This is a genomic window from Ruegeria sp. N11 (assembly GCF_056531525.1).
The window spans coordinates 125,989-151,376 of record NZ_JBQFLX010000006.1; the positions used below are offsets into that span (position 1 = coordinate 125,989).

Genomic DNA, 25,388 nt, shown 5'->3' on the forward strand with positions numbered 1-25,388 from the left:
ACTCATTTGGAACGGATCACATGAAATCCCTGAAAACCGTCGCTGTCATTGCCATGCTGGGCGCGATTGCCGCCGGACTGCTTCTGTACTGGCGCCATGAGGAGCGTTACCCGTCGACCAAGGACGCCTATATCGGGGCCAACATCATTTATGTGGCCGCGCAGGTCACAGGGCAGGTGTCCGGCCTTTCTGTCGTAGAAAACCAAAAGGTCAACGCGGGCGATCTTTTGTTTGAAATCGATGCCACACAATTCAACGCGTCGGTCGATCAGGCCCAGGCCGATCTGGACAGCGCCAGGCAGCAGGCTCAGTCCTATTCAACCCAGATCGCGGCGGCCGAAGCATCAGTGAAGTCGGCGCAATCCGCATTTGATACTGCACAGAAGAATTTCGAGCGCTCCAAGGCGTTGTTCGCCAGCGGGGATGTCGCGCAGGTCTCGCTGGATCAGGCCACGACCGATGCTGCGCAGGCCTCGGCACGGCTGACAACAAGCCAGTCCAGCCTTCTGGCATTGCGCAGCGGATTGGCGGCAAAAAAGGACGATGTGCTGGCGACACAGGCGCAGCTTGAAATTGCGAAGGCGAACCTGAACTGGACCAAAGTTTACGCGGCGGCAGACGGCTGGATCGCCAATCTGACCCTACGGCCCGGCTCAGCTGTATCTGCCAACGCCCCGCAATTTTCAATTATCGAGTCTTCTGATTGGTGGGTGGATGCCAATTTCAAGGAAACTGCATTGCCGCGTATTCGTCCGGGACAGCCCGTGACCGTCAGGGTCGATATGTTGCCGGGCATGTCGCTGACCGGCAAGATCGCCTCGATCGGTCGGGGGTCGGGGGATACATTCTCTCTATTGCCGTCCGAGAATTCCAGCGGGAATTGGGTCAAGGTTACACGCCGGTTTCCCGTGCGCATCGCGCTGGATCCGACCGACGCACCCTTGCGCGTCGGTGGCAGCAGTAAAGTGACGGTGGACACTACGTCTGCTCAGGCTGAAAAGTGACATATACGGTCGCCAGCCATGTGAATCCGGTGATCGTTATCGCCGTATTGCTGAGCGCCATCCTTGAGGTGCTGGACAGTACGATCGTCAACGTTGCTCTGCCTCATATTCAGGCGGCATTCGGAGCGACCACCGATCAGGCGACATGGATATTGACCAGCTATATCGTCTCGGCTGTTGTGGTTATGCCTTTGACCGGGTTTGTTGCGCGGCGAGTGGGCCGCCGCCGCCTGATCCTGACCGCTGTTACCGGGTTCGCCACCATGTCGGTGATGTGTGGCCTGTCCTGGAGCCTTGAGACCATAGTTGCATTCCGTCTGGCGCAAGGCATGTTCGGAGCGTTCCTGATCCCCCTGTCGCAATCCATCCTGTTTGATGCGTTTCCAAAGGAAAAACGCGGCAATGCAATGGCTGTATTCGGGTTGGGTGTGGTCGTCGCGCCGGTTCTTGGGCCTACAGTCGGTGCAATCCTGACCGAGTATTTCTCGTGGCGCATGGTGTTCTTCGTCAACCTTCCCGTGGCGGCCATGGCACTGTTGCTGCTGGCCGGGGAACTGCCTGATGACAAGACCGAAGAAGTTCGGATTGACTGGAAAGGTCTTGCGCTGCTGGCGGTCGGGATCGGATGCCTTCAATTCATACTCGATCAGGGCGAGACCAAGGATTGGCTGTCCTCTCGGGTCATTCAGGTCGCGTTGATCGCCTCGGTTCTGGGCGCGCTTGGTTTTATTGTTCATGCCCTGTCCGCCAAAAACGCGGTTGTCGATCTGCGGCTGTTTGCGGATCGCAATTTCGCGCTGTGCAATCTGATCATCGCAGGTTTTGCGATTTCCCTGTTCGGCGGGATCGCGATCCTGCCGACCTTTGTCCAGAATCTTCTGGACTTTCCCGTCATCGAGTCCGGGCATTTGTTCATCCCGCGCGGGATTGCGGCGGGACTTTCGATGGTGTTGACGGGGTCCGTGCTGGTTACACGGTTCGATCCCCGGCTTTTGACCGGTCTGGGTTTATTGCTGACAGCCATCGGGAACTTCATGCTGGGCGCGCTCAATCTGAATGCCGGTTTCTGGCAATTGGCCTGGCCAGGTGCGGTCAGCGGATTGGGCATGGGACTGGTTTTTGTACCCATGTCCATTCTTGCCTTCGAAAGCATCAGCAAGGCCCGCCAGGATGAAGCCTCGGGGCTGTTCAACGTGACCCGGCAGTTGGGCTCGTCAGTTGGCATATCGCTGGTCGGTACTTGGGTCGTGCGTGGTCTGCAGACGAATACCGCGACCCTCAGCCAGAACGTGACACCTTACAATCCCGCCGCACAGGCATATCTGAAGCCGCTTGGCCTGGCACCGGACAGCCCGCAAGGGGCGGCAATTCTGGGGCAGGAGATCGCGCGGCAGGCTGAGATGATCTCTTATCTGACTGTGTTCAACAACCTGGGGCTTCTGGCATTGGCGACGATCCCACTGGTATTCTTTTGTCGGGCGCCGAAACCGGGTACGGAAGTCAGCGTTCACGCACATTAGCGCATGACCGTCAGACCCAGCCACAAGCTCGCCCAGCACAAAACAAGGCTGAGCAGGATATTCGCGGCTGCCAAAGCGATTGTCCGTTCGCGGTGCAGCTCCAGCGACTGATAGGCGAAGCTGGAAAAGGTCGTGAACCCGCCGCAAAACCCGAAAACCAGCCGTTTTTCTTCTTCGCCCATGTCTGCGGCACCGCCCAGATACCCTATCCACAGGCCCAAAAAGAGACTGCCCAGAATATTCACGATCAGGGTGGACAATGGCAGTTGGTGCGTGACTTTGAGCGCAAGCCAATGCCGCATCACGGCGCCAAGACCCCCGCCCAGGCCAAACATTGCGTGCAGATACAGGTCGGTCATGTCCGGAAACCACCTGATTGGAACCGCCGCCCCGTCATCTCACCCAGAATGGCGGCACCCAGACCGACAGCAATTTCCGCCACGGCGGCGACAGCGGCCATGCAGCCGCTGGACATTGCCATGACTTCAAGATCAGCGACGAAGGAGGAAAAGGTCGAAAGCCCCCCGCAAAACCCGACCGCACCCAAATGCAACACATGCGCGTGGACACGGTGGCGGACGGAATACAGCCAGCCCAGAACAAAACACGCAACCACGTTGATCCCGAAAGTTGAGGTTAGGTAGGGCAACCCGGGTAAGTTGACGGCAAACACCTCGCGCAGCAGCGACCCTGCCGCTCCGCCTACGAATACGGCAATGAACATAAGTGCCTGGTGCCGGTATGTTGCCTGTTTTGCTCGCTCTGCCAAGGATCGGGCCTGTTCTGGTGTCTGCTTCGGCATACAGACTGGCTGGTGTGGGATCAACCAAAGGCGGGACCCATCGCAGATCATCACAATTCCGTCTGATCAGAATGCAGAACATACAAAGGCTTGCAATCCATAACCAAAAAGCCTCTCGTTAAGCCAAGCAAACCCCGGCCAGCCAAGCGCAAGGAGACCGAAAATGATCGTTCGCAGGCTTTATTTCGTGCTCAGTTGCGTCGTTTTGCCGTTGACCCTGCTGCTGGGATTTTTCTGGTTTCCGATCCATTGGCTGCTGGTCCTGCTGGTGCCCTATGCCGTGGTTGGGGCATATGACTTGATGACAACCCGGCACAATGTGCTGAACAACTATCCGGTCCTTGGGCACTTCCGCTATATGCTGGAATTTGTGAGCCCAGAAATCCGCCAATATTTCGTGGAAACCAATGAAAGCGGTCGGCCTTACAACCGGATCGTCCGATCGTTGGTCTATTCCCGCGCCAAGGGACAGGTGGATACCCAGGCCTTCGGAACACAATACGATATCCTCACCGTTGGCTACACACGCGCTGCCCATTCACTTGCACCCAAACACGTGCCCGAAAGCGAAGAAAGGGTAACGCTGGGCGGGTCGCAATGCGACCAACCCTACAGCGCGTCCCGACTGAATGTTTCTGCCATGAGCTTTGGGGCCCTCAGCGCCAACGCGATCCGGGCGCTGAACGGCGGCGCCAAGGATGGTGGGTTTGCACACAACACAGGCGAAGGCGGGCTGTCGCCGCACCATCTGGCCGAAGGTGGGGATATCATCTGGCAGATCGGGACCGGTTATTTCGGATGCCGTACCTCGGAGGGTGATTTTGACAAGGATCTCTTTGCCGAAAAAGCAAAAAAAGAGGTGGTCAAGGCCATCGAAATCAAGCTGTCACAGGGGGCAAAGCCTTCGCATGGTGGCGTTCTGCCCGCGGTCAAGGTTGATGAAGAGATTGCCGAAATTCGTGGTGTACCGGTGCACCAGGATGTCATCTCACCCCCCACGCATTCTGCGTTTGAAGGCCCGACGGGTCTGATGCATTTCGTTCAGCACCTGCGGGAAATGTCGGGCGGCAAACCGGTGGGGTTCAAGCTGTGCATCGGCAAACCGTCCGAATTCATGGCGATCTGCAAGGCCATGCTGGAGACTGGTATTCTGCCCGATTTCATTACCGTTGACGGTGCGGAGGGTGGCACCGGGGCGGCCCCTGTCGAGTTTACCAACCGGTTGGGCATGCCTCTGAATGAGGCTCTGATCTTTGTGAACAACTGCCTGCGCGGCGTAGGTTTGCGCGACCAGATACGCGTCATCTGCTCGGGCAAGGTAGCAACTGGTTATGACATGATCGAGAAATTCGCTTTGGGGGCGGATATGTGTAACGCGGCGCGGGCCATGATGTTCGCGGTGGGCTGTATCCAGGCCTTGCACTGCAACACCAACCGCTGTCCTTCGGGCGTGGCGACACAGGATCCGATCCGGGGTCGGGCCGTGAACGTCCCGCAGAAGCGTCAGCGCGTTCACCGGTATCACGACGCCACGTTGGAAAGCTTTCGCGAATTGCTTGGCGCGATGGGTAAAGAAAAGGTTGCCGACCTGCGTCCTTCGGATATTCACCGCCGCACGGCGGATGAGTGCGAGCGGACATATGCCGAGCTCTATTCCTTCATCGACGACGGTGCTCTGCTGACTGAAGCGATACCCGAGATGTTTGCAGAAGACTGGAAAACAGCCTCGGCCGCTCATTTTTGATTCTTTTTCGGAACGCGCCAAGGATTGACGCCTGGTATCCGTCTTATCAACGTGATGCGGATGACGACGTCTGACGAAAACCTGGCAAAGGCGGCAGCCAAAGGCGACGCGAACGCGTTCGCCACCTTGTTGGCGCGCCACTATGATCTCGTCTTCCGATTGGCATTTCGGCTGACCGGTCACGCGGACAGGGCCGAGGATCTGACGCAGGATATCTGTGCCGCTCTACCGGCCAAGATCAAGGGGTTTCGGGCACAGGCAAAGTTCACCACGTGGCTGTACCGCGTCGTGGTCAACGCGGCAGAAGATGCGCGACGACGCCGGGCAAGTCATGAAAAAGCCGCGGCGGGGTGGGGCGATGTCGAACAAATGCGCCGCGCGGAGGCGGCAGAAACCACAGAAGCCATGGATTGGCTGCAACGGGCTATGCGGTCGCTGCCGCAGGAGCTGCAGGACACACTGGCACTGACGCTTGAGGATGAAATGACCCACGCCGAGGCGGCTCAGGTCCTGGGTGTCTCGGAAGGGACGATATCCTGGCGGATGTCGGATGTCCGCAAACGCCTGAAGGCAATGCGGCAAGAGGAGTTGGCGCAATGACCGACGATCTGGATGATCTCAAGGCGCTGATGGATGCGGCAACCCCCGCACCGGATGCCCGGCGCCGGGCTGAAAATCTGGCCATGGCGCAAAAAAATTTCTACCGCGCCCAAGGATCGGGCAACGGGACGCGTCCCACTGTCAAGCGAGGCCTCTTGGCCCGCATGACTGAAGGAGCGAAATCGATGTTGAATGCCCTCTCCCACCGTGGCGCGCTAACCGCGACCACCGCGATAGCCGCTGTTGCCCTGATCCTGATCGTACCGCAGGCGCAGGACCTCGTGGTCAATCCATTGTCCCGCAGCGAAAGCAACGCGTCATCTCCACAAGTGGGTTCAAAACCGGAGGCAGATATTGCCCATGCTGTGCCCCAGCCCCTGCTGGAGGAGCCGATTGCCGATGTTCCTGCAGCAGAGGCCATCGTGCCGTCTGCAAAACCCGAGAGGGGCATGGCTGAGGCGCTCGTTGGCGGTGTCGTCCTGGGATATGCGACCGGCGCGTCCGAACATTCTGCGAAACGCATGCTTGCACCGGTTGCCGAACAAGAACAAAACACAGAAACCTTTTCTAACACCGAAACCAACCCGTTGAAGATCACCACCGACGATCCGGTCTCTACGTTCTCAATTGATGTGGATACGGCGTCCTATGGCATCGTCCGATCCTCTCTGATGAACGGTCGGCTGCCGTCCAAAGATGCGGTGCGGGTCGAAGAGATGGTGAACTATTTCCCCTACACGTATCCTGCTCCCGAAGGAGATGCGCCTTTCCGGCCGACGATCACGGTGACACCGACGCCCTGGAACGAGGGCACTCAGCTTGTGCATATCGGTATTCAGGGCGCGTTGCCGCAGATTGAAGATCGGCCGCCGCTGAACCTTGTTTTTCTGATCGATACGTCCGGGTCCATGCAGCAGCCGAACAAGTTGCCACTGCTCAAGCAATCCTTCCGCCTGTTGTTGTCTGAGCTTCGTCCCGAAGATCAGGTCTCGATCGTGACATATGCCGGTAGTGCTGGTCAGGTTCTGGAGCCGACCGCAGCGGCGGATCGGACCAAGATCATGAACGCCCTTGATCAGTTGCAGGCGGGTGGATCGACGGCAGGTCAGGCGGGGTTGCAGCAGGCTTATCAGGTTGCCGAGGCCATGGCAGATGACGGGGACGTCACGCGCGTGATCCTGGCGACGGACGGTGATTTCAATGTGGGTCCGTCCGACCCGGACGCACTGAAGGATTTCATTGCCCGCAAACGGGACAGCGGAACCTATCTCAGCGTGCTTGGTTTTGGCCGGGGTAATCTGGATGACGCGACCATGCAGGCGCTGGCGCAATATGGAAACGGCCAGGCGGCCTATATCGATACGCTGGGCGAGGCGCGTAAAGTTCTGGTCGATCAACTGACCGGGGCGCTGTTCCCCATTGCCAACGACGTCAAGATACAGGTCGAGTTCAATCCTGCACAAATCGCTGAATACCGTCTGATCGGCTATGAAACCCGTGCCCTGCGGCGCGAGGACTTTTCAAACGATAAGGTGGACGCCGGAGATATCGGTGCGGGCCATAGCGTGACCGCGATCTACGAGGTGACGCCCACAGGCTCGGACGCCATTCGAAACGGACCGCTGCGCTATGCAAATGAAACCGCGCCGGACGGCTTGGATGAGATCGGGTTTTTCAAGTTGCGCTACAAGGTCCCGGGTGCCAGCCAAAGCCAGCTGATCGAGCAACCTATTCTGCTGGGGCAGGGGGTGCCGACCGATGATGTACGCTTTTCAACTGCGATTGCCGGGTTTGGCCAGTTGTTGCGCGGCGGTGAATATTTGGGCACCTGGTCCTACGACGACGCCATTTCACTGGCAAATGCAGCCAAAGGCGATGACCCGTTCGGCTACCGTGCGGAAGCCGTGACGCTGATGCGGCTGGCCGAGTCGCTGTTCGAGTAGTCTTTGGTGCAGGATCAGAATGCGCGGGGGTTGCTGGCCGCGTGATTGTTGATCCTGCGGACACTCCATTCCACGGCGTCGCGCATGGTTTTTCCCAGTGCGACGTCAAAAGCCTCGACCAGATCTGGCGTCTGGTCGCTGGCTGAGACGACAAATTCCTGGAACGAGTTCGAAGCGATGATCTTGTCGTCGAAATCATCGATGATCTTGATGTTCATCCGCACTTCGACACGCACGGTTTTGGTGTTCTCGGTATCGGCGACCACGATCCCCTGAAACTCGCGCAGATCAGGCACAATCACATAATCAGCGCGCAGACCGACTGTGGACCGACCCACTGCGGCCACCTTGTTGCTGTTTTCAAAGCTCTCCACCAAAAGGGCCTGAACGATCAACGGCGCACGGTCGACCCATCTGGCACGTGGAAGGTATTGGACCTGCAACGGGTTAGGCTGCACCGCAATCTGGTCGGTGTTGACGGCCGCCGTTGCCGTTGGCTCCTCGACGACGATCTGCTTGCTGATGCGCGGCAGCGATGACGAAAACGTGCTTTTGGGCGTCAGCAGATACAGATCGTTCGGCTTCGACGCCTGTTTCAGCGTACCCAACCCCGTGCAACCGCCAAGCGCCCCGATCATCAGAGCCAGAGAGAGGCGTTTAATCATTGGCGAAACTCCGAAGCTTGTGTGCCCAGCAGGAAGCGCGCCGGGTCACGCTCGACCTTGTCGACCAGGCGATCCAGACTGATGACCAGACGCTGGGATTCCTCGATGAAGCGGACGAATTGCGGCAATCCGACCCGCAGGAAATCCGAGACCTGCCGGCGGTTGTCCTGCACGATGCCATCGATCGTTTCCAGCAATTCGGATGCGGATTTCGAGGCATTGAGAATGTCGTCAGATATCTTGTCGATCCGCTCCGTGACATTTGAAACTGTCTCCGCCACCTGATTGGCTGCGTTCCGAATGTCTTCCACGACGACCGAAACATCTTCGTCCATGACACGGTTGGCTGAATCAAAAGCACGCTCGGCCGAAGCGAACGCCCCATTGGCCGTGTCCATTGTCGATGAGATCGTGGCCAAGGTCGAATTTGCGTTCAGCACCGTTTCCGAAATTACGCCCAGTGCCACGCTGCCCTCGTCAGACAGGCCGATCAGACGTTCGGCCAGTTGTGAGCCACGATCCAGGAACGGCTTGATGTCCTGCTTCAACACCTGATCGGCCGTGGCCAGAGTTGTCTTGGCCTCACCCAATGCGCCGACAGCTGAATCTGAGGCGGTTTTTATGCTTTGCAGCGTGTCCGTGCCCGCCTTCAGGGTGGTGTCCGCGGTGTCTGCCAACTGGTCCAGCCGATCGGTAAACGCGCCGATGTTCTTTGCGGCTCCGCTGATGTCTTTTGAAAGGCTTTCGAAATCCGACAAAGTGTTATCCAGCCGCCCGGACGCTGACGCCAGATTGTCCAAAATATCCGAGACTGCCTTGCGGTTTTTTTCGTCCACCACGGCGCTCAGGTCTTCCAAAAGCACGATCGCCTGATCCAGAACCTTCGGGGCTCCTTCGAACAGTGACTGTATCGTGCTGCGTTTGCTTTTGATGACGCTGTTTTCCGGCAGCCGCTGCGCATTGACCGATCCCCCGGTCAGTTCGACATAGCCAACTCCCGTGACGCCAAGCGACTGAAGCTGGGCGACGGTTTCCGATGTTACGGGAATGTCGGCGTCCACCTCGAGCTTAACGCGGACTTTTGAGGGGTCACCCTCATCCAGCCTGAGTGAAACCACCTGACCAACGGGCAGACCATTGAAACTGACGCCGCCAGCTGCTGACAGACCTGACACGTTTTCGAACAGAACGTCGTAATAGGCGTATTGGCGATTGACCTCGAACTTGGCCAGCCAAAGGAAAAACCCAAACACGCCCAATATGCCCGCCAGGGTAAACGCGCCGATCAGGATATAGTTCGCCCGAGTTTCCATCGCCTCTACCTGTCCTGCCCCTTCTGTTGCGCTGCGCGCGCACGGGGGCCTGTGAAATACTCCTGCACCCAAGGATGATCTACTTTGACCATATCCTCAATCGGACCTTCAACCAGCACGCGTTTTTCTGCAAGCACGGCAATGCGGTCGCAAATCGCATAAAGGCTGTCCAGATCATGCGTTACCATGAAGACCGTCAGCCCAAGCGCCTGCTGCAATTCACCGATCAGATCGTCATAGGCAGCAGCCCCGATCGGGTCCAGCCCGGCGGTCGGCTCATCCAGAAACACGATCTCGGGGTCCAGTGCCAGAGCCCGTGCCAAAGCCGCGCGTTTGCGCATACCGCCTGATAGCTCGGACGGAAACTTGCCGCAGCTCAGTTGTGGCAACCCGACAAGACTTATCTTCAGGCTTCCCAGTGCTTCCATCAGCTTTTCGCTGATCCCGGTGTGTTCACGCAGCGGGGCCATGACATTCTGCAGCACGCTGAGCGACGAAAACAAGGCCCCATCCTGAAAGGCCACCCCCCAGCGTTTTTCGATCCGTTGACGTTCTTCATCGGGCGCGTTCAGTACATCGACACCCAGAACCTCGATACTACCGGCGGCGGGTCTGTTCAGCCCCACAATGGTTCGCAACAGCACCGATTTCCCGGTGCCCGAACCCCCGACAATGCCCAGTACCTCACCGCGCCAGACATCAAGATCCAGGCCGTCATGCACAACCTGCGGTCCGAACTGGTTTCTCAATCCGCGCACTCGGATTACCGCTTCGCGCTGCGTATTCGCCTGTTGGGATTTCTGAGGGGCCGTACCGTCCATGTCAGACCCCGATCTCGGAGAAAAAGATCGAAAACAGGGCGTCGATGGCGATCACCAAGAAAATGGACTGCACGACGGACGCGGTTGTTCTCTGGCCCACGCTTTGGGCTGATCCTTTCACCTGCATTGCCTGCCAGCAGGAAATGATGCCGATCACAAAGGCGAAAAACGGGGCCTTGATCAGTCCGACCGCCAGTTGCCAGACACCTGTATTTTCCTTCAGGCGCGTCAGAAACATTCCCGGGCTGACGCCAAGGTCGATCCAGCTCATCAACGCGCCGCCGATCAGGCCGGCCATGTCGGCGACGAAGCCGAGGATCGGCAACATGATCAACAGCGCCAGCACACGCGGCACCACCAGTACCTCGATCGGATCCAGGCCCAACGTGCGCATGGCGTCGATTTCTTCCTGAACCTTCATTGATCCGATAGACGCGGTAAAGGCCGAGCCGGACCGGCCCGCAACGATGATGGCCGTCAGCAGGATCCCCAGTTCCCGCAGAACCGAGATCGAGATCAGTTCGACCACAAAAATCTCGGCGCCGAACTGTTTGAGCTGCGTCGCCCCCTGAAACGCCAGAACCACGCCGATCAGGAAACCCATCAATCCAACAATTGGCAGGGCTTTGAAGCCGGTCTCCTCCATATGGGTGACCAACGCCGCGCGGCGCAGCCGCCATGGTTTCAGCAGTGTCCGGGTCAGGCGGTGCAAAGTCAGCCCCGTGAATTCCAGAATAGACAGGGCATCTTTTCCTGCACCAACGGTTTTCTCGCCCAGATGTTCGACCCAGTCGACAAAGCTGCGGCGCCCCTCCACCGTGCTGGACTTTTCCGGCATGTTTCGGGATACGGTATCGATCAGCGCGGAATGAGCGGGAGAAGCGCCCAAAAACTGCGTTTCAGCCCCCGCAGCCTTGTATCGGCGCGCGAGATCGGCCACCAGCCATGCGCCGCCGGTATCCAGAGAGTCAACGGCTGACAGGTCCAAGGTCACGTCTTTGCCTGACGTTGGCATCGCGGCAAATGCGCGCTCAATGTGTTCCAACGACTGAGTCACCAGATCGCCGGCCACTGATATGCGCAGGCCGTCGCCGTTTTGCTCTGATGTGATCGTTGGCAGAGTCATGGGCGTATGTGATTGTAATTGCGCGGTCGCTGCAACGGCAATGTGCAGGGTCTTCCGGTTTTCGCGCGGCGCAATTGCGTCAGAGTGACAGTTTGGGATTCCATTGTGTCACGCAGCCGGTCCGCCCAAATCCAGCACGTCGTGCCGCCTGACACCATAGAGAGAAGCGCGTTTGCAACGTGGCCGCACCCAGCAAGAGCACTAACTCCTGAGTGCTGCGCGCAACTCACGTTCCAGCGCGTCCAGAAACCGCGACCGGTCCGCTTTTCCAAACGGTTTTCCGCCGCCTCCCGAACCCAGGGGATTGGCGGCCCGCAGATCCGCCATCAGGTCCCGCATGGCAAGTTGCTGTCCGATATTGGCGGCAGTGAACGCTTCGCCATTCGGGCGCAGAACCCGTGCGCCTGCTTCAACGCATTTCGCAGCCAAAGGAATGTCCGAAGTGATCACCACATCCCCCGGCCCGCACCGTTCGGCGATCCACTTGTCTGCCTCGTCGGCCCCTTCGGCGACGATGACGATCTGCACCAAGGGGTTCGCCGATGGACGAAGTCCGCCGTTCGACACCAGCGCCATGGGCACCTTGTGCCGCGTGGCCACTCGTTCAGCCTCGGCCTTCACCGGGCAGGCATCGCCATCGACGTAAAGGGTCGTCACGCCTTTGTTGCCTCTTTCTTGGAGGGTTCAGTAGATTTCTTACGGACCTTGAACTCTTCGGGGATGGGCATCCGGTTGAACGCGTCCAGACCGGCGATCTTGTAGGCCTCGGCCAGCGTCGGATAGTTGAACGTGTTCTGAACAAAGTAGTCCACCGTGCCTTTCAGGTTCAGCACCGCCTGTGCGATGTGGATCAGTTCGGTCGCACCTTCGCCGACGATCTGAACCCCCAGAACCCGGCGGGTTTTCAACGAGAACAGCATTTTCAACATGCCATGCTCGAGCCCCATGATATGCCCGCGCGAAGTCTCTCGGAATCGGGCCACACCGACTTCGTAGGGAATACCGCGTTCCTGCAACTCTTCCTCGGACATGCCGCAGGTGGAAATCTCGGGAACAGAATAGATGCCGTAAGGATACCAGGGGCTTTCCGGCAGTGTGGGCGTCTCGAGTGCGTGACAAGCGGCGACGCGGCCCTGTTGCAACGAGGTCGAGGCCAGCGACGGATGCCCGATCACATCGCCGGTGGCATAGATATGAGGCACAGCGGTCTGATAGGTTTTCCGATCCACTTCAATCCGGTTGCGATGGTCGGTTGCCAGCCCGACCGCGTCCAGATTAAGGGCCGAGGTCGCGCCCATGCGACCGGCGGCAAACAGCAGCATCTCGGCCCGGACGTGGCGTCCATTGTCCAGCGTGATCTCAACATGCCCGCCGGCATCCTCGATCTTTTCGACCGCCGAACCAAGACGAAGATCGACCCCGTTTTCGCGAATCTGATGGGTGAAGTCGTGAATCAGACGCTTGTCGATGAAATCGAGGAACGTCTCGCGCGGTTCGATCAGCGTGACACGCACGTCCAGAGCCGAAAACATGGTGGCGTATTCCACACCGATCACCCCGGCGCCGATCACGCAAAGCGAACGTGGAATTTCGGCCATCTCCAGAAACTCGTCGCCATCGACAACCGTTCTGCCGTTGAAGGGAACGTAATCGGGGCGATAAGTTTTGGTGCCTGTGGCAATCAGAAATTTGGCGGCGGTCAGTCGCGTCGTTTCACCCGCATCGGTCGCAACTTCAAGCTCGTGCGGGCCGATGAATTTCGCCAGACCGTTCAGGGTCTCCACGTGATTGCGGTTGAACTGGTGCTCCAGCACATCGACCTCGTGGTCCAAAGTCATGTGCAATCGCGCCTTCAGATCCTCGGCGCGGATCTGGTCCTTGACCCGGTAGGAGCGCCCGTAAAAGCTGCGCTCGCGCCAGCCGGACAAGTTCAGAACAGTTTCGCGCAAGGTCTTTGACGGGATTGTTCCAGTGTGAACGGAAACACCTCCCAACCGGTCCTTGCGGTCGATCACCAGAACACGGCGTTGCAGTTTGCCCGCCTGAATTGCCGCAGCACGACCCGAAGGGCCGGACCCGATGATGATCAGGTCATAGTCAAACTTGCTCATTCCTCAGTCTCCGTACAGGGCCTCGGCATGGAAGGTGATGTGGTCTTCCATGAAAGTGGATACGAAGAAATACGAATGATCATAACCAGGCTGCAGGCGGCAGATCGCCTGTTGACGGCGCTCGGCGATGGCCTGCGCCAGCGTTTCCGGGCGTAGAAGATCGATGAACTGATCATCGGTTCCGGTATCGATCAGGATTGGGCCGTCAAAGCCCTTTTCCTTCATCAGCAAGGACGCATCATGTTTGGCCCAAACCGCTTCGTCATCGCCCAGATAAGCGCCAAGCTGCTTGCGGCCCCAATCTGCGCCAGTCGGGTTGGAGATCGGGGCAAAAGCCGAAACCGACCGGAACCGGCCGGGCAGATTCATCGCCAGCGTCAATGCGCCATGCCCGCCCATAGAGTGTCCGGTGATGGCTTGCCGGTCGCTGTCGATGGCGAAGTTTTCAACCAGCAGGGCGGGTAGTTCCTCGGCAACGTAGTCCCACATGTTGAAATGCGGTGCCCATGGGGTCTGGGTTGCGTTCACGTAGAAACCCGCGCCTTGGCCCAGATCATAGTCTTCGTGATCTGCGATGCCTTCGCCCCGGGGTGATGTGTCAGGAAATACCACGGCAATGCCCTGTTCCGCGGCCCAGGCCTGCGCACCGGCCTTGGTCATGGCGTTTTCGTGGGTGCAGGTCAGGCCAGACAGATACCACAGGACAGGAACCGGGCCGTCCTTGGCCTCGGCCGGCAAAAACAGCCCAAAGGTCATGTCACATTTGCACGCGGCTGAGGCATGGCGATAAACGCCCTGTACGCCGCCGAAACAGGCATTCTCGGAAAGGGTTTCCATCAGGTATTGTCCTCGTATTGGGTTCGACCCATGGCTAACGGTCACAGGCCCTGCCGTAAAGTGCAGGTGCCTTCGGCGAGAGTATTTTTCGAAAAGGTGAAGATCAGAGAGTGCCCACCCAGGCAATGACAAGCGGTATCGTCAGGATGCTGGTAGTCGTCGACAACAAAATCGCGGCCGAGGCCCGATGCGGTGCGACCCCATAATGGGCTGCCAGCATATACACGTTGCCTGCAACAGGAAGGGCGGCAGCGGCGATTGCAACCGAAGCGGGGAAGGCGGCGACAGGGATCAGCCAGATCAAGGCAATGGCCACGCAGATCGGATGCGCAATCAGTTTGCAAAAGCTCAGCCAGGCGGCGATTTGCACGCGTTCAGCCGATTTGCCCGCCAAAGATGCGCCGATGGCAAACAATGCACCCGGTGTCGCCGCACCTCCGAGGATTGTCAGGAAGTCATTCAACGGCGCAGGCACGGGGACCTGCAGGGCTGACCATATCAAACCGGCAGAGATCGACACGATCATCGGGTTTTTCAGAAGACCCATGCCGATCAGTCGAAGGGTTGCGGGTTTCAGCGCACCGTCCCGTCCGCCATTGATCAGGATTACGATCAGCGACGAAAACACCACAAGGTCGACCGTCAGGACCAGCATGACAGGGCCGATCGCGGCCTGCCCGAACAGCATCGCCAGCATAGGTAAACCCAGAAAGCCCACATTTCCGATGGCTGCGCATTGCGCCTCGACCGCGGCGGTCGGAACATCCAAACCACGCAGCCACGCCACAAACGTGGCCAGCAAGTAAACGGTGACAGTGCCAATCAGATATCCCAGCACCAGCCGTCCGTTGAAAATCTCGGCAAAGGACAATGTGGCCGCAAATCGGAACAACATGGCCGACAGCGCGAAGTAGAAAACGAACTTGGTTAGATATGCGGTCGCTTCCTCGGAAAAAAACCGACTGCGCCCGGCCCAGTATCCTAGGCCGATAATCGCGAAGAAGGGCAGCGTGCGCAGGAAAATATCGACCATGGGCAGACTGGTAGCACGGATTTTTCGCGTCGCAAGCCTTCGGCGTATGATGATCGAATTTTCGGAAGGGCTTGTTGTTCTTTTAGCGGGGAAATGGCACTCGGTTCGTTGCAATTGCCGGTTTGAACCGCTTGGAAATACGAGAATCGTTGTATCTGAACTGAACGGTTTATAAATTCAGGTCAGGCACCACCTCAGGAGAAGACATGACCCAAGCCGCCACAATTCTGCGCACAGGCCGGAAATTCGATCAGGTTCTGCGCGGCGCCCGAGAGGTTTTTTTGGCGGATGGGTTCGAGGGTGCAAGTGTCGACGACATAGCTCGGGTGGCCGGGGTGTCGAAGGCGACTTTGTACAGCTACTTTCCGGACAAAAGGCTGCTGTTCATGGAGGTCGCCCAAACCGAATGTACCCGCATGGCTGATCGTGTGGTTGCGATGGTGGACGACAGCAAACCGGCAAGGGAAGTGCTGACTATCGCAGCAACACAACTGACGGAATTTCTGGTTTCGGATATTGCCCAGCAAATGTTTCGGATCTGTGTTGCTGAACGTGACAGGTTCCCTGAGTTGGTTCGGGCGTTTTATGATGCGGGTCCCCGAAATGGTCAGTGCCAGTTGGCGGAGTATCTTGAGAAAGCGGTCTCCAAGGGAGAATTGGCCATCGACGATGTCCTTATCGCCGCCGAACAATTTTCGGAGTTGTGCAAGGTGCGGATCTGGACCCGGGCGATTTTTGGTTTTCAGAAAAGCTTCACCCGGGCCGAGATCGATGAAGTCGCGCAGCAGGCCGTTGACATGTTCATGGCGCGCTACGGGGCCTGACTTACACACAGTTTCACAAAGATTCTGATGCCGACGCGGAGGTGTATTCCGCAATCCAATTTACTGAAACTGCATTTGATGTCGCGCAAAGACATCGGACTCCTCGATAGGGATAACTGGAATGCATTTCCCGAAAACCAAGATTGCAGCAGCCCGCCAGTTGATAATGGATATTGTATTTTGGATACATTGCTGAGATAGATCGCATCGACCTATGCTGTCACTGAATGCTCTGACGACAATGAGCCCTGCGATTGTCTTGAGAAGTCCATTTCTGGGAGAAAATCATGAAACTCAAATTGCTGGCCGCAACCACGGCGATTGCCCTGACGGGTGCCGTAGCGCAGGCAAACACTCTGGTCTATTGCTCTGAGGGATCACCTGAGGGGTTCGACCCGGCGCTGTTCACGGCCGGGACGACCTTTGATGCCTCTTCGCACCCGATCTATAACCGACTGCTCGAGTTTGAAACCGGCACGACGAATGTGATCCCCGGTCTGGCCGAAAGTGTCGAGGCCAGCGATGATGGTCTAGTTTATACATTCAAACTGCGTCAGGGCGTGAAATTCCATTCCAATGACGAGTTCACCCCGACCCGTGATTTCAACGCGGATGACGTGATTTTCTCGTTCATGCGCCAGAAAGAAGAAAGCCACCCCTATAATCAGGTCTCGGGCGGCACCTGGGAGTATTTCCAGGGTATGGGTATGCCGGATCTGGTCGAGTCGGTGGAAAAGATCGACGACTACACGGTGAAATTTACACTCTCCAAGCCTGAAGCGCCGTTTGTGGCCAACATGGCGATGGATTTCGCCTCGATCCTGTCGGCGGAATATGCGGACGCGATGATGGCGGCCGGGACACCTGAAAAGCTGAACACAGCGCCCATCGGCACCGGACCGTTCTCGTTCGTGGCCTATCAGAAGGACGCGGTGATCCGTAATGCTCAGAATGCCGATTACTGGAAAAATCCGGCGCAGGTTGAAAACCTGATTTTCGCAATCACTCCGGACGCGTCGGTACGCTATCAGAAACTGAAAGCGGGCGAATGCCACGTGATGCCGTATCCGAACCCTGCCGATATTCAGGCGATGAAGGATGACGCCGACATCAACATGATGGAGCAGGAAGGTCTGAACGTTGGTTATCTGGCCTACAACACCACCATGGCGCCGTTCGACAATCCGAAGGTGCGCAAGGCGCTGAACATGGCGATCGACAAGCAGGCGATCATCGACGTGGTCTTCCAGGGCTCGGGCCAGGCGGCCAAGAACCCGATCCCGCCAACCATGTGGGGCTATAACGATGCCATCGAAGACGACGCCTATGACCCGGAAGCGGCCAAGGCGATGCTGGAAGCTGAAGGCGTGTCTGATCTGTCGATGAAGGTCTGGGCGATGCCTGTGCAGCGTCCCTACAACCCGAATGCACGTCGTATGGCCGAGCTGATACAAGAAGACTTTTCCAAGGTCGGTGTCGACGTCGAAATCGTGTCCTACGAATGGGGCGAGTACCTGTCGCGCTCGAAAGAGCTGAACCGGGATGGCGCGGTTCTGCTGGGTTGGACAGGTGACAATGGCGACCCGGACAATTTCCTGGCCGTGCTGCTGGGCTGTGACGGTCGCGAAGCGTCCAACCGCGCACAATGGTGCCACGAGCCCTTTGAAGACCTGATCCAGAAAGCCAAGCAAAGCACTGATCAGGCCGAGCGTACCAAACTCTACGAAGACGCGCAGGTTATCTTCAAGGATCAAGCGCCCTGGGCAACCATCGCGCATTCGGTTGTCTACATGCCGATGAGCAACAAGGTGCAGGGCTACAAAGTGCACCCGTTGGGCGGCCACATCTTCTATGGTGTGAGCGTCGAATAAACCACCACTCACTAGCCAGAGTCGCCTGATATGGCGGCTCTGGTTTTCTTGTTGTTGGAGGCTGACCAAAATGCCGAATTTGTCCGAATACAGCCAATTGGCACGCGACATGTCAGTTGATGCCGTGGCGCTGGTGCCCGGCCCGAATTTCACCCGCGCGTTGGGCAAGGCCTTCATGAGCCACGAGCGGCCGTTTCTGGTTGTGATCCCCGCAAAGGGCGTACCGGCGGCCATCGTACCCAATCTTGAACTTGGTTCGTGGGAACTGGTTGGATTTGAGGGCGCAGTGTTCGACTGGTTTGATCAGACCGGGTATGATGGTGCTTTTGCGGCGCTGGCTGAACACATGCCAGTGTCGTCCGTGGCGGTAGAAGGCCAGGTGATGCGGGTGTTTGTGTCCAAAGCGCTGACCCGCGCGATGCCGAAACTGAGGATCGTGGATGGCGAGCGCCAGATTTCAGGGTTACGGACCGTCAAGACCGACGATGATATCGCTGCATTACAGGCAGCAATCGATGTTTCCGAACGCGCGCTGGAGAAAGTCATCGAAAATGTGCGCATCGGCCAGACCGAAAAGCAGGTTGAGCAGGCGCTGATACAGGCATTGTTCGCCGAAGGGGCGGAGACGCTGGCATTCAACCCAATCGTGGCGGCCGGGGACAACTCGGCCTGTCCGCATGGCAAGGCGCGAGCGGACTACAAGATACAGTCAGGAGATGCGCTGCTTTTCGACTTTGGAGCCCGTAAGCACGGCTTTGCAGCGGATATCACACGTACATTTTTTGTAGGCGAGGTCTCGGACGAGGGCAGGGCGGTTTATGACACCGTGCTGCGGGCAAATCTGAAGGGATTTGAAGTGTGCCGTCCGGGCGTGACCGCTCATGACATCGACGACGCGGTTACCGGCGTGCTTGAGGCATCGCCATTCGCCGACCGTATCCGTACCAAGACCGGCCACGGGCTGGGCCGTGATGTGCACGAGGCACCCTATATCATGCGCGGGAACGATCAGGTGATCTGTGCTGGCATGGTCTGGACCAATGAGCCCGGCCTTTATGAACTGGGCAACTTCGGTGTGCGCATCGAGGATGACGTACTGGTGACGGATGATGGTTGCCGGTCGCTGACCAGCTTTCCCAAGGATCTCAGAATCATAGGTCACTGATGTTTGGCTATTTTCTCACCCGACTGGGTATGTTCATCCCGACCTTTCTGGGTGTGACGCTGATTTCCTTCATGTTCATCCGGGTTCTTCCGGGCGATCCCATCATTGTCATGGCTGGTGAACGCGGCATGACCGAGGAACGCTATCAGGAAATGGTCGAGAAGCTGGGCTTCGACAAGCCGGTGCTGCAGCAGTACTGGGACTATCTGACCGGCGTTCTTCAAGGCGATCTGGGCGAAAGCTTTGTCACCAAGAAGCCAGTCTGGGATGAGTTCTTTGCCCTGTTTCCGGCAACGCTCGAATTGTCGCTCTGCGCGATGATATTTGCGGTTGTTCTTGGTCTGCCGGCAGGCGTCATCGCGGCAGTGAACCGCGGCAAGTTCTTTGACCGGGCACTGATGTCCTCGGCGCTGGTTGGTTATTCCATGCCCATCTTCTGGTGGGCGCTGCTGCTGATCATCGTTTTTTCCGGCAATCTGGGCTGGACACCGGTCTCGGGGCGGATTGATCTGCTGTACTACTTCCCAAGTGTCACGGGCTTCATGCTGATCGACAGTCTGCTGTCTGGGCAGGCGGGGGCGTTCGGGTCGGCTGTGCGACATCTGATCCTGCCGACCATTGTTCTGGGTACGATCCCCCTTGCGGTGATTGCCCGGCAGACACGTTCGGCGATGCTGGAAGTTCTGGGCGAAGACTATATCCGAACGGCTCGTGCCAAGGGTCTGTCTCCGGCTCGGATCAACGGGCTTCATGCCTTGCGCAACGCATTGATTCCGGTGGTTACGGTGATCGGTCTGTCCGTCGGCACCTTGTTGGCCGGTGCGATCCTGACCGAGACGATCTTTAGCTGGCCGGGTATCGGCAAGTGGATGGTCGACAGCATTTTCCGCCGTGACTATCCGGTGGTGCAGGGCGGTCTGCTGATGATTGCAGTGATCGTGATGCTGGTGAACCTGCTGGTCGATGTCCTTTACGGCGTCATCAACCCCAAGATCCGGAGGCGGTGATGGCCGAGCTTTCCGCAACCCAACCCAAATCCGAAAGCCGCCCCAGCGCACTGCGTGAGTTCTGGTATTATTTTAGCGAAAACCGAGGCGCGGTCATCGGTTTGTGGGTCTTTGCCGTCTTTGTCTTTTGTGCAGCCTTCGCGCCCCTGTTGGCCCCGTATGACCCGACCGAACAATTCCGCGAACACATCCTGCAACCTCCCGCCTGGCAAGAGGGCGGTAGCTGGGCTTTCCCGTTGGGTACAGACCCACTCGGCCGGGACATGCTGTCACGGTTGATCATGGGGTCACGTTATTCATTCTTTGTGGGGATTGTCGTGGTCTGTGTCGCAGTGTCGGGCGGGGTGATGATCGGATTGCTGTCAGGGTTCGCACCGAAATGGGTGGACACTCTGATCATGCGGGTGATGGACATCATTCTGGCCTTCCCGTCATTGCTGTTGGCTCTGGTTCTGGTTGCAATCCTCGGGCCTTCGCTGACCAACGCGATGATCGCCATCGCCATCGTGTTCCAGCCGCATTACGTGCGTCTGACCCGGGCTTCGGTTTTGGCAGAACGCCAGAAAGACTATGTCACTTCCGCCCGGGTGGCCGGAGCGGGTAAAGCGCGGCTGATGTTCATCACGGTGCTGCCCAATTGCCTTGCGCCGATCATCGTGCAGGCAGCGCTGTCGTTTTCAACTGCCATTCTGGATGCGGCCGCTCTTGGCTTTCTGGGCATGGGCGCACAGCCGCCCACACCGGAATGGGGCACCATGCTTGCCGAAGCGCGCGAATTCATTCTGCGCGCCTGGTGGGTGGTCACTTTTCCGGGTCTGGCCATCCTGATCACGGTACTTGCCATCAACCTGATGGGCGATGGGCTGCGCGACGCGTTGGACCCGAAACTGAAACGGAGCTGATCGCATGAGCCTTTTGCAGATCCGCAATCTGACAGTGGAATTCGCTACCGCCTCGGGCAAGTTCCGCGCCGTCGACGGTGTCGACCTGTCGGTCAACAAGGGCGAGTTGCTGGCCATCGTGGGTGAAAGCGGTTCTGGCAAATCGGTGTCGATGCTGGCTCTGATGGGCCTGTTGCCGTGGACAGCGACAATCACGGCTGATGAGATGAGCTTTGAAGGACGCGATCTTGTCGGTATTTCGGCCCGCGAACGGCGCAAGATCATCGGCAAGGATATGGCGATGATCTTTCAGGAGCCAATGTCATCGCTGAATCCTTGTTTCACGGTCGGCTTCCAGATCAAAGAAGCGCTGCGCATCCATCTTGGACTGAATCGCAAGGAACGGCACGAACGCGCGATCGAACTGTTCGATCAGGTGGGTATTCCCGCTGCGGCCAGCCGTCTGAACACGTTTCCGCACCAGATGTCCGGTGGTATGAATCAGCGGGTCATGATCGCCATGGCCATCGCCTGTAAGCCCAAGCTTCTGATCGCGGATGAGCCGACCACGGCGCTGGACGTGACCATTCAGGCGCAGATCCTCGATCTGCTGGTCCGGTTGCGGGACGAGCAGGACATGGGGCTGGTCCTGATCACCCACGACATGGGTGTGGTGGCAGAAACCGCCGAGCGGGTTCAGGTTCAATATGCCGGGCAGAAGGTCGAAGAACAGCCGGTGGGCGATCTGTTCCGCACGCCGCGCCACCCCTACACTTCGGCTTTGCTGAGCGCTCTGCCTGAACGGGCGACGTCCAAGACGCTGCCAACAATTCCCGGCGTGGTGCCGGGGCAGTTCGACCGGCCCAAGGGTTGCCTGTTCGGCCCGCGATGCCGTTTCGCCGACGAAACCTGTGTCCAGACTCCCCCGACACCGCATAGTGACGCCTTCGGTAAGGCGCGATGCCATCACGTCGAAAAGATTGCAGCCGGAGAAATCGCATGACTGCACCTATCGTACAGGCGACCGCGCTTGCGCGGTTCTACACCGTCAAGGGCGGGCTGCTGTCCAGACCGGCTACGGTCAAAGCCTTGTCTGGGGTCGATTTTGATCTGAAACCCGGAAAAACACTGGCCGTTGTCGGCGAATCGGGATGCGGCAAGTCAACTCTGGCCCGGCTGGTAACGATGATCGAAGAGCCGACTTCGGGAAGTCTGACAATTGATGGAATCGACATAACACCGTCGAAATGGGCGCAAATGCGCGAAATGGTGCAGATCGTGTTTCAGGATCCATACGGCTCCTTGAACCCGCGTCAGAGGATCGGTCAGATCCTTCAGGAGCCATTGATCATCAACCGACCCGATATGTCCGCTGCGGATCGCGAAGCCAGCGCGCGAAAAATGATCGAGATGGTTGGCCTGCGACCAGAGCACTATGACCGTTATCCTCACATGTTCTCGGGTGGTCAGCGTCAGCGGATCGCCATTGCCCGCGCATTGATGCTGAACCCCAAGGTTCTGGTGTTGGATGAGCCGGTTTCGGCACTGGACGTTTCCATTCAGTCGCAAATCCTGAACCTTCTGGTGGATTTGCAGGAGAGGCTGAACCTGGCTTACCTGTTCATTTCTCACGACCTTTCGGTTGTCAGGCATTTTGCTGATGACGTGATTGTCATGTATCTGGGCCGCGCAGTGGAAAAAGCCCCCAAAGAGCAACTGTTCGCCGCCCCGCGTCATCCCTATTCCAAGGCGCTGTTGTCCACGACACCCCGGGCCGATCCGGATGCCCGCAAGGAAAGAATCAAGCTGGAGGGGGAACTGCCATCGCCGATGAACGTTCCAAAAGGTTGCGCATTTGCCCAGCGATGCTGGCTGGCAACTGACCGGTGCCGAGCGGCTCCACCGGATCTGCGCGGTACCGACCATCAGGTCGCCTGCCTTTATCCGTTGTCCTGATCTGTCAGCGGTCTTCGGCTGCACGAGTGGCGACGACCATTTCCAACAGTTGATCCTTGGTGCGCTGAATGTGTCTGGTCAGCAGATCGCATGCTTCGTCTACACGACCTTCGCGTGCCAGAGACAACAGCTGCTGATGGTCCTTTTTGGCGGGCTCGCGCTGTTTCATGACGCTCAGATGCAGCCGGACATAACGGTCTGACTGACGATTGACCCGTTGCAGAATTTCGTTCGTCAACCCACGCCCCGCGGCGGCGTAAAGGGCCATATGATATTGATAGTTCAGTCTGCCCCACCGCCCGACATCATAAGCGTCATAAGACTTTTCCATCTCATCCAGCAGTTTTTCGCATTTTGAAAAATCAGCGTCGGTCATATGTGGAATTGCGCGCTTGAACAAATCGACCTCCATCAAAACGCGCAGGTCGAAGATTTCACCGATCTCGGACAGGGAGTGCGTTGTGACGGATGCGCCCCGGTTGTTGGTCAACTGCACCAACCCTTCGGCATCCAACCGTTTCAGTGCTTCGCGAATTGGCATGCGGGATACGTCGTATTCTTCCGCCAGCGCTTCCTGCCTGATGGCTTCACCCTCGGCCATTTCCCCGTTCAGTATTCTTTCGCGCAAGTCGTTGGTGATGACATCCGGCAGGCTTTGTCTTGAAATTGCGCGCGTGTTGGGCATTGAGTGATCTCGAGCTTGGGTGGCTTTGTATCCAAAATACAAAAACGGGCGCTGAATTTCAAAGAGGTTTTGCGGCCCGTTGTTCCGGCGCCAACTGGTTGGCCACTGGAGGTGGACGATAAGATGGTCAAAAACAACAAGGTTGAAACCCTCACCTTTGCTGGCGGGCGCCGGTGGTTCAGTAGCCTTTGGTCAGAATGGAATAGAGCCCTTGACGGTGTCGCGCGGCTGCGGCGTCTTCTTCGTTCTTCAGGCGGTCTGCGGCCATGTCTTGCTCTGCGATGGGAATTTCGTGCACCGGCTGGCCCGAAGCCCGGGCCAGCACAAAGGCTTTAGCGCATTTTTCCAGCAACTCGGCGTTCAGCAACAACCTTTCCAGGCCTGTTCCGAAGCAAAACGTAGTATCGTTGCAGACCAAGGCGTTGTTTTGTCCTTCGATGGCAGGGATCAGAAGGTCATCGTCGCTTGAGATGCCGAGACAGGGAACATAGCGTCCCAATCGGATCATCTGTTCATCGAAAACTGAGGGCATTGAGGCGCGCATTTCATGCATGGCGCGGGTCCAGATAAGATCGAACTGCAACACCGCGCCGACATCGGGACGCGCCGCGTAGATACGCGCATGCGTGGTTCCGGATGCTTCGATTTCGCTACGACTGAACGAGCCGTCCGCATGTACGCTGACCGTCGCATTCTCGTCAGGCATCCGCATCGACATCATGTCGCCGGATTGCAGCAAGCCTTTGCCCGCCAACCGAGATGCAGCCAACTGCAATTGATGTTCGACGCCCTCATTGCTGGTCATGACGTGAGCCCTTGTTCGTGGACCATGCTCAGCGTTTCAGATACCAACTGACGAGTCATATCAGGCAATTCATTGGAGTTGCGGATCAAGGCAGCAAGGTATTGCGCGGCGGCAAATTCGATCGCAGCCACCAATTCCGCGCCTTTTTCCAGAGATGCGGCCGAAGCGATGACACCATGGCTGGCAAGTAGGTAACAGAACACATTCGGGCGCAAAGCCTGTTTCAGAGCGTTGACCAGTTTTTTGGTGCCAGAGAACTGATATTCCGCAAGCCCGACGTGATCCCCGTTCAGTTCCGTGTCCGTGCCTTCTGGCCACTCAAGTCGCTGATGCAGCAGTGCAACGGCACTTGCCACCGGTTGATGCGTGTGAATGCAGGCCCGGCGGCCGGGAAATGCATGGTGCAATTGCGCGTGCATTGCTTTTTCAATGGAGGCCGGTTTGGTACCATCCACTTGTTCCAAAGTATCCAGCCTCAGCACCCCGATGTCTTCAGGTGTCAGCGACGGATATTCCGTAGCGGACGGTGTGATGGCAAATAGCTCATCACTCAGACGCAAGGAGGCATTGCCACCGGTACCCGCAAGATACCCTTCACCGGCTAGTCGCAAACAGGTTTTGATTACTGATTGGCGTTGCTGCTCGAATTCAACCATATCCGCTCTCCACTGGCAG

25 protein-coding genes are annotated in these 25,388 nt (G+C 57.7%); 12 read left to right on the forward strand and 13 right to left on the reverse strand.

Annotated features, from left to right (window positions below; all coding sequences use genetic code 11):
• Positions 1-20 precede the first annotated feature (20 nt).
• Together ACR0J8_RS08340 and ACR0J8_RS08345 are read left to right on the forward strand one after the other, a co-directional pair.
• Positions 21-1,004: an HlyD family secretion protein gene (locus ACR0J8_RS08340; RefSeq protein WP_480523337.1), complete on the forward strand. Its 984-nt coding sequence runs from the start codon at positions 21-23 to the stop codon at positions 1,002-1,004.
• On the forward strand, positions 1,001-2,524 hold the full coding sequence (locus ACR0J8_RS08345) for a DHA2 family efflux MFS transporter permease subunit (protein WP_480523339.1): 1,524 nt from the start codon (positions 1,001-1,003) through the stop codon (positions 2,522-2,524). The genes ACR0J8_RS08340 and ACR0J8_RS08345 overlap by 4 nt, the downstream gene beginning before the upstream one ends.
• Here the strand turns inward: ACR0J8_RS08345 and crcB are convergent.
• Together crcB and ACR0J8_RS08355 are read right to left on the reverse strand one after the other, a co-directional pair.
• The gene (gene crcB / locus ACR0J8_RS08350) at positions 2,521-2,883 is read right to left on the reverse strand and encodes a fluoride efflux transporter CrcB (protein WP_480523340.1); all 363 of its coding nucleotides are present in this window, start codon (positions 2,881-2,883) and stop codon (positions 2,521-2,523) included. The genes ACR0J8_RS08345 and crcB overlap by 4 nt on opposite strands.
• Entirely contained in the window at positions 2,880-3,248 is a 369-nt protein-coding gene (locus ACR0J8_RS08355) for a fluoride efflux transporter FluC (protein ID WP_480523342.1), read from the reverse strand. Before ACR0J8_RS08355 ends, crcB begins: the two co-directional genes overlap by 4 nt.
• A gap of 241 nt (positions 3,249-3,489) precedes the next feature.
• On the opposite strand from ACR0J8_RS08355, the gene ACR0J8_RS08360 reads away from it, so the two are divergent.
• The 3 genes from ACR0J8_RS08360 to ACR0J8_RS08370 are packed head-to-tail and all read left to right on the forward strand — an operon-like array spanning position 3,490 to position 7,613.
• Positions 3,490-5,070, forward strand: a complete 1,581-nt coding sequence (locus tag ACR0J8_RS08360; RefSeq protein WP_480889649.1) for an FMN-binding glutamate synthase family protein — start codon at positions 3,490-3,492, stop codon at positions 5,068-5,070.
• A 60-nt stretch (positions 5,071-5,130) separates the two neighbouring features.
• Positions 5,131-5,670, forward strand: a complete 540-nt coding sequence (locus ACR0J8_RS08365) for an RNA polymerase sigma factor (protein ID WP_170611360.1) — start codon at positions 5,131-5,133, stop codon at positions 5,668-5,670.
• Positions 5,667-7,613, forward strand: coding sequence for a vWA domain-containing protein (locus ACR0J8_RS08370; RefSeq protein WP_480523346.1), 1,947 nt, complete (start codon positions 5,667-5,669; stop codon positions 7,611-7,613). The genes ACR0J8_RS08365 and ACR0J8_RS08370 overlap by 4 nt, the downstream gene beginning before the upstream one ends.
• A 14-nt stretch (positions 7,614-7,627) precedes the next feature.
• Here the strand turns inward: ACR0J8_RS08370 and ACR0J8_RS08375 are convergent, their stop codons facing one another.
• From ACR0J8_RS08375 to ACR0J8_RS08410, 8 genes are all read right to left on the reverse strand, one after another.
• A complete protein-coding gene (locus tag ACR0J8_RS08375; protein WP_170611356.1) occupies positions 7,628-8,278 on the reverse strand; it encodes an ABC-type transport auxiliary lipoprotein family protein in 651 nt (216 codons plus the stop codon).
• The gene (locus ACR0J8_RS08380) at positions 8,275-9,591 is read right to left on the reverse strand and encodes an MlaD family protein (protein ID WP_480889654.1); all 1,317 of its coding nucleotides are present in this window, start codon (positions 9,589-9,591) and stop codon (positions 8,275-8,277) included. Before ACR0J8_RS08380 ends, ACR0J8_RS08375 begins: the two co-directional genes overlap by 4 nt.
• Before the next feature lie 5 nt (positions 9,592-9,596).
• The gene (locus ACR0J8_RS08385; protein ID WP_480523350.1) at positions 9,597-10,412 is read right to left on the reverse strand and encodes an ABC transporter ATP-binding protein; all 816 of its coding nucleotides are present in this window, start codon (positions 10,410-10,412) and stop codon (positions 9,597-9,599) included.
• Between the two features lies 1 nt (position 10,413).
• Positions 10,414-11,538 (reverse strand): ABC transporter permease, encoded by a 1,125-nt coding sequence (locus ACR0J8_RS08390; RefSeq protein ID WP_480523351.1) that lies wholly within the window; start codon positions 11,536-11,538, stop codon positions 10,414-10,416.
• 201 nt (positions 11,539-11,739) lie between these two features.
• Complete coding sequence (locus ACR0J8_RS08395) at positions 11,740-12,195, reverse strand: YaiI/YqxD family protein (RefSeq protein WP_480523353.1); 456 nt, start codon at positions 12,193-12,195, stop codon at positions 11,740-11,742.
• Positions 12,192-13,649, reverse strand: coding sequence for a Si-specific NAD(P)(+) transhydrogenase (sthA, locus tag ACR0J8_RS08400; protein WP_170681244.1), 1,458 nt, complete (start codon positions 13,647-13,649; stop codon positions 12,192-12,194). Before sthA ends, ACR0J8_RS08395 begins: the two co-directional genes overlap by 4 nt.
• A 3-nt stretch (positions 13,650-13,652) precedes the next feature.
• Entirely contained in the window at positions 13,653-14,486 is an 834-nt protein-coding gene (gene fghA / locus ACR0J8_RS08405; protein ID WP_480523355.1) for an S-formylglutathione hydrolase, read from the reverse strand.
• 103 nt (positions 14,487-14,589) lie between these two features.
• On the reverse strand, positions 14,590-15,519 hold the full coding sequence (locus tag ACR0J8_RS08410; protein ID WP_480523357.1) for an AEC family transporter: 930 nt from the start codon (positions 15,517-15,519) through the stop codon (positions 14,590-14,592).
• Positions 15,520-15,725: 206 nt separating this feature from the next.
• On the opposite strand from ACR0J8_RS08410, the gene ACR0J8_RS08415 reads away from it, so the two are divergent.
• From ACR0J8_RS08415 to ACR0J8_RS08445, 7 genes are all read left to right on the forward strand, one after another.
• Positions 15,726-16,343: a TetR/AcrR family transcriptional regulator gene (locus ACR0J8_RS08415; protein ID WP_170611340.1), complete on the forward strand. Its 618-nt coding sequence runs from the start codon at positions 15,726-15,728 to the stop codon at positions 16,341-16,343.
• Positions 16,344-16,630: 287 nt separating this feature from the next.
• Positions 16,631-18,214, forward strand: coding sequence for an ABC transporter substrate-binding protein (locus ACR0J8_RS08420; RefSeq protein ID WP_480889661.1), 1,584 nt, complete (start codon positions 16,631-16,633; stop codon positions 18,212-18,214).
• A 70-nt stretch (positions 18,215-18,284) separates the two neighbouring features.
• Positions 18,285-19,379, forward strand: a complete 1,095-nt coding sequence (locus ACR0J8_RS08425) for a M24 family metallopeptidase (RefSeq protein ID WP_480523362.1) — start codon at positions 18,285-18,287, stop codon at positions 19,377-19,379.
• Positions 19,379-20,386, forward strand: a complete 1,008-nt coding sequence (locus tag ACR0J8_RS08430; RefSeq protein ID WP_480523363.1) for an ABC transporter permease subunit — start codon at positions 19,379-19,381, stop codon at positions 20,384-20,386. Before ACR0J8_RS08425 ends, ACR0J8_RS08430 begins: the two co-directional genes overlap by 1 nt.
• Complete coding sequence (locus ACR0J8_RS08435) at positions 20,386-21,288, forward strand: ABC transporter permease subunit (protein WP_480523365.1); 903 nt, start codon at positions 20,386-20,388, stop codon at positions 21,286-21,288. Before ACR0J8_RS08430 ends, ACR0J8_RS08435 begins: the two co-directional genes overlap by 1 nt.
• A gap of 4 nt (positions 21,289-21,292) precedes the next feature.
• Positions 21,293-22,270 carry an ABC transporter ATP-binding protein gene (locus tag ACR0J8_RS08440; protein WP_480523367.1) on the forward strand — a complete coding sequence of 326 codons (978 nt, stop codon included), beginning with the start codon at positions 21,293-21,295 and terminating at the stop codon, positions 22,268-22,270.
• Positions 22,267-23,223 (forward strand): dipeptide ABC transporter ATP-binding protein, encoded by a 957-nt coding sequence (locus ACR0J8_RS08445; protein ID WP_480523369.1) that lies wholly within the window; start codon positions 22,267-22,269, stop codon positions 23,221-23,223. Before ACR0J8_RS08440 ends, ACR0J8_RS08445 begins: the two co-directional genes overlap by 4 nt.
• Before the next feature lie 4 nt (positions 23,224-23,227).
• Here ACR0J8_RS08445 and ACR0J8_RS08450 read toward each other — a convergent pair whose 3' ends face one another.
• From ACR0J8_RS08450 to ACR0J8_RS08460, 3 genes are all read right to left on the reverse strand, one after another.
• A complete protein-coding gene (locus ACR0J8_RS08450; RefSeq protein ID WP_480523370.1) occupies positions 23,228-23,908 on the reverse strand; it encodes a GntR family transcriptional regulator in 681 nt (226 codons plus the stop codon).
• Between the two features lie 178 nt (positions 23,909-24,086).
• On the reverse strand, positions 24,087-24,713 hold the full coding sequence (locus ACR0J8_RS08455; RefSeq protein WP_480523372.1) for a class II aldolase/adducin family protein: 627 nt from the start codon (positions 24,711-24,713) through the stop codon (positions 24,087-24,089).
• Positions 24,710-25,369 carry a class II aldolase/adducin family protein gene (locus ACR0J8_RS08460; protein ID WP_480889666.1) on the reverse strand — a complete coding sequence of 220 codons (660 nt, stop codon included), beginning with the start codon at positions 25,367-25,369 and terminating at the stop codon, positions 24,710-24,712. Before ACR0J8_RS08460 ends, ACR0J8_RS08455 begins: the two co-directional genes overlap by 4 nt.
• Between the last annotated feature and the right edge of the window lie 19 nt (positions 25,370-25,388).

Excerpts from the sequence above, each read along its gene's own strand:
- ACR0J8_RS08370 (WP_480523346.1), top strand. The coding sequence starts at position 5,667 with ATGACCGACGATCTGGATGATCTCAAGGCGCTGATGGATGCGGCAACC.
- ACR0J8_RS08420 (WP_480889661.1), top strand. The coding sequence starts at position 16,631 with ATGAAACTCAAATTGCTGGCCGCAACCACGGCGATTGCCCTGACGGGT.
- fghA (WP_480523355.1), bottom strand. The coding sequence starts at position 14,486 with ATGGAAACCCTTTCCGAGAATGCCTGTTTCGGCGGCGTACAGGGCGTT.
- ACR0J8_RS08440 (WP_480523367.1), top strand. The coding sequence starts at position 21,293 with ATGAGCCTTTTGCAGATCCGCAATCTGACAGTGGAATTCGCTACCGCC.
- ACR0J8_RS08340 (WP_480523337.1), top strand. The coding sequence starts at position 21 with ATGAAATCCCTGAAAACCGTCGCTGTCATTGCCATGCTGGGCGCGATT.
- ACR0J8_RS08460 (WP_480889666.1), bottom strand. The coding sequence starts at position 25,369 with ATGGTTGAATTCGAGCAGCAACGCCAATCAGTAATCAAAACCTGTTTG.
- ACR0J8_RS08430 (WP_480523363.1), top strand. The coding sequence starts at position 19,379 with ATGTTTGGCTATTTTCTCACCCGACTGGGTATGTTCATCCCGACCTTT.
- crcB (WP_480523340.1), bottom strand. The coding sequence starts at position 2,883 with ATGACCGACCTGTATCTGCACGCAATGTTTGGCCTGGGCGGGGGTCTT.
- ACR0J8_RS08375 (WP_170611356.1), bottom strand. The coding sequence starts at position 8,278 with ATGATTAAACGCCTCTCTCTGGCTCTGATGATCGGGGCGCTTGGCGGT.
- ACR0J8_RS08380 (WP_480889654.1), bottom strand. The coding sequence starts at position 9,591 with ATGGAAACTCGGGCGAACTATATCCTGATCGGCGCGTTTACCCTGGCG.
- ACR0J8_RS08385 (WP_480523350.1), bottom strand. The coding sequence starts at position 10,412 with ATGGACGGTACGGCCCCTCAGAAATCCCAACAGGCGAATACGCAGCGC.
- ACR0J8_RS08455 (WP_480523372.1), bottom strand. The coding sequence starts at position 24,713 with ATGACCAGCAATGAGGGCGTCGAACATCAATTGCAGTTGGCTGCATCT.
- ACR0J8_RS08390 (WP_480523351.1), bottom strand. The coding sequence starts at position 11,538 with ATGACTCTGCCAACGATCACATCAGAGCAAAACGGCGACGGCCTGCGC.
- ACR0J8_RS08435 (WP_480523365.1), top strand. The coding sequence starts at position 20,386 with ATGGCCGAGCTTTCCGCAACCCAACCCAAATCCGAAAGCCGCCCCAGC.
- ACR0J8_RS08360 (WP_480889649.1), top strand. The coding sequence starts at position 3,490 with ATGATCGTTCGCAGGCTTTATTTCGTGCTCAGTTGCGTCGTTTTGCCG.
- ACR0J8_RS08415 (WP_170611340.1), top strand. The coding sequence starts at position 15,726 with ATGACCCAAGCCGCCACAATTCTGCGCACAGGCCGGAAATTCGATCAG.
- ACR0J8_RS08445 (WP_480523369.1), top strand. The coding sequence starts at position 22,267 with ATGACTGCACCTATCGTACAGGCGACCGCGCTTGCGCGGTTCTACACC.
- ACR0J8_RS08425 (WP_480523362.1), top strand. The coding sequence starts at position 18,285 with ATGCCGAATTTGTCCGAATACAGCCAATTGGCACGCGACATGTCAGTT.
- ACR0J8_RS08355 (WP_480523342.1), bottom strand. The coding sequence starts at position 3,248 with ATGTTCATTGCCGTATTCGTAGGCGGAGCGGCAGGGTCGCTGCTGCGC.
- sthA (WP_170681244.1), bottom strand. The coding sequence starts at position 13,649 with ATGAGCAAGTTTGACTATGACCTGATCATCATCGGGTCCGGCCCTTCG.
- ACR0J8_RS08410 (WP_480523357.1), bottom strand. The coding sequence starts at position 15,519 with ATGGTCGATATTTTCCTGCGCACGCTGCCCTTCTTCGCGATTATCGGC.
- ACR0J8_RS08450 (WP_480523370.1), bottom strand. The coding sequence starts at position 23,908 with ATGCCCAACACGCGCGCAATTTCAAGACAAAGCCTGCCGGATGTCATC.
- ACR0J8_RS08365 (WP_170611360.1), top strand. The coding sequence starts at position 5,131 with ATGACGACGTCTGACGAAAACCTGGCAAAGGCGGCAGCCAAAGGCGAC.